Below are 2,765 nucleotides of genomic sequence, written 5' to 3'. Positions count from 1 at the left end.
TCTTAGTTGTCTCATAGAAAACAATATCAAAACTTTATGTGATGTTCGTAAAAATCCAATAAGTAGAAAACACGGATTTTCGAAAAGACAATTAGAGCAAACTGTAAACAACATTGATATTGAATATATGCATATGCCTGAACTTGGAATTGCCTCTGAAAAACGAAGAAATTTGAAAACACAAAAAGATTATGACCTCCTTTTTAAAAATTATCGAAATACAACTCTCAAGAATAATTCTTGTGCAATAAACAAATTATATCAAATTNCTCCTTTTTAAAAATTATCGAAATACAACTCTCAAGAATAATTCTTGTGCAATAAACAAATTATATCAAATTTTTTTAAACAAAAAGCGCGTTGCAATCACCTGTTTTGAAGCCAATGTATGCATGTGTCATAGAGGACAACTCGCATTAGCTCTCACTCAATTGCCTGATTGGAAATATGAAATTAAGCACATCTAAAAAATAAACTTACAGATTTTTTACATATGGGGGTGCTTCTCTTCACAAATGGCTCCTAGCCCCCCCCTTCCTAACAACTTTCAAGTAATGCGTGATTCACGCCACATGTGAATTGCATCTCAATGTAAGGAGAAAAGATATGGCACCTCGTAAAGCTATCATAACGCAAGCAGACATTGCACGAGCTTTAAGAGAAGCAAAAAAGCAAAAATGCGAACTCATAGAAATCAAACCTACCGGTGAACTGCTTATCTATCTTAAAGCAGATATTCCAATACCAAATTCAGTTAGCCACCCAGACAAACTTTTAGATTTGTCAAAGAATGAATATTACGAAACCGCACTCTCTAAGATGTAAAATACCATGCCTAAACCACGTCCTCCTCATCTCGTTAAACAAATTACTCAACATGGCAAAATTGTATGGTATGTACGTATTGGTCATGGCAAACGCATTAGAATACGCGGTACCTATGGAACGCAAGAGTTTGTTGATAACTACAAAAGCGCACTTGCCGAGTTACAAGGACTTATACTTCCTAAATCAAAAACCGGTAAACTTGTTGAAGGGTCATTTGCATGGCTGCTTAAACAATACTTTAACAGCGTTCATTGGCATAGCCTTGCTAAAGCTACGAAAAGACAAAGAGAACTTATCCTTATGAAGGTATGTGATGCTATAGGAAACATTCCATACAGAGAAATAAAGAAATCACATATTACAGCGGGTGTTGAACGCCGCAAAGAAAAACCAACAGCTGCCCAAAATTTTCTAAAAGCACTTAATGGACTTTTTAATTGGGCGATCGATCAAGAACTTCTGGAGAATAACCCAGCTTTAGGAATAAAAAGACCTCCTCTCAACAACAAAGATGGATTTGCTGTTTGGACAGAAGAAGATGTTGAAAAATATTATCACCATTGGTCACATGGTTCACATGAACGCGTCTGGATTGATGTTCTTCTTTACACGGGTTTGCGTCGTGGTGATGCGGTCCGCATTGGTTGGAACGATGTCAAAGATAATATCATTCATCTCAAGACAGAGAAAAGTAAATTCCAAACAGATGTTTTTCTACCCATTTTGCCTGAATTAGCAGAAACTCTAAAAATTGGTCCTATTGGAAATGAAACATTCATTTGCGGAAAAAACGGAAATAAACTCGTAAAAGAAAGTTTTGGCAACCTTTTTCGTGAGGCTTGTAACGTAGCGGGAATCAAAAAATCAGCACATGGCTTAAGAAAATTAGCAGCAACACGCGCCGCTAATTCAGGTGCAACAGTATCACAACTCAAGGCAATTTTTGGATGGACCGACGACAACATGGCATCTCTTTATACAAAAAGCGCAGATCGCAAAAGGCTAGCTATAGAAGCGATAAAAAAGCTCCAAAAAAAATGAGGGATAGTGCTATAAAAAACATTAATGGAATCAATAATGATAAATTTCCCCCATATCGCAATAACTCATTTATTTTATTTAAAATTATTGAAACTCTTTTGGGCACCATTTTATTTCTTAAATATATTGAAATATATAGATTTTTTCTTTAAATAGCTATTTTTAGACCACCTTTTAGACCACCTTCTACAGTTTATATAATTTTACCTAATTTGTTGTTATTTGCTCCTTATTTTTCTTTGGAATGAAGGCTAAGATCTCTTTTTTTCTCCATCTCACTGCTCTTCCTAGCTTATAGGGTTGCGGAAACTCCCCTTGAAGCACCCAATTGCGAATCGTTGTGGTTGATACACTAAAAAGCTGTGCACATTCACGTGTTATTACATATCCATCTCCATCATCAAATATCATCTTATTACCTTTCTCTTTTTTATATTAATTAAATGGGCGGGGGTGCTGGGAGGCATGTGGAGCACTCCAGTTTTTAAAAATCTGCAAGTTTATTTTTTAGAGGTGCTTAATTTCATATTTCCAATCAGGTAATTGAGTGAGAGCTAATGCGAGTTATCCTCTGTGACACATGCATACATTGGCTTCAAAACAGGTGATTGCAACGCGCTTATTGCAACGCGCTTTTTGTTTAAAAACATTTGATATAATTTGTTTATTGCACAAAAATTATTCTTGAGAGTTGTATTTTGATAATCTTCAAAAAGGCGGTCATAATCTTTTTGTGTTTTCAAATTTCTTCGTTTTTCAGAGGCAATTCCAAATTCAGGCATATGCATATATTCAATATCTATGTTGCTTACAGTTTGCTCTAATTGTCTTTTTGAAAATCCGTGTTTTCTACTTATTGGATTTTTACGAACATCACATAAAGTTTTGATATTGTT

The 2,765-nt window shown here is 35.1% G+C and carries 4 protein-coding genes and 1 pseudogene; 3 read left to right on the top strand and 2 right to left on the bottom strand.

Annotated elements, in window-relative coordinates; translation table 11 throughout:
- From ACFIME_RS09270 to ACFIME_RS09260, 3 genes and pseudogenes are all read left to right on the top strand, one after another.
- Nucleotides 1-467 (top strand): annotated as a pseudogene (locus ACFIME_RS09270) (DUF488 family protein); the annotation flags it as partial.
- 139 nt (nt 468-606) lie between these two features.
- Nucleotides 607-825, top strand: a complete 219-nt coding sequence (locus tag ACFIME_RS09265) for a hypothetical protein (RefSeq protein WP_375618906.1) — start codon at nt 607-609, stop codon at nt 823-825.
- 6 nt (nt 826-831) lie between these two features.
- On the top strand, nt 832-1,869 hold the full coding sequence (locus tag ACFIME_RS09260) for a tyrosine-type recombinase/integrase (RefSeq protein ID WP_375671950.1): 1,038 nt from the start codon (nt 832-834) through the stop codon (nt 1,867-1,869).
- 207 nt (nt 1,870-2,076) lie between these two features.
- Here ACFIME_RS09260 and ACFIME_RS09255 read toward each other — a convergent pair whose 3' ends face one another.
- Nucleotides 2,077-2,280 carry a helix-turn-helix transcriptional regulator gene (locus tag ACFIME_RS09255; protein WP_375684845.1) on the bottom strand — a complete coding sequence of 68 codons (204 nt, stop codon included), beginning with the start codon at nt 2,278-2,280 and terminating at the stop codon, nt 2,077-2,079.
- Between the two features lie 143 nt (nt 2,281-2,423).
- Nucleotides 2,424-2,765, bottom strand: a 342-nt coding sequence (locus ACFIME_RS09250; RefSeq protein ID WP_375684844.1) for a DUF488 family protein, incomplete at its 5' end; no start/stop codon positions are given.

It is taken from the genome of Bartonella sp. AP1QHHD (genome assembly GCF_042196265.1).
GTDB lineage: Bacteria > Pseudomonadota > Alphaproteobacteria > Rhizobiales > Rhizobiaceae > Bartonella.
The sequence above is the reverse complement of the archived record's forward strand: the minus strand, read 5'-3'. Positions and strand labels throughout refer to the sequence as shown.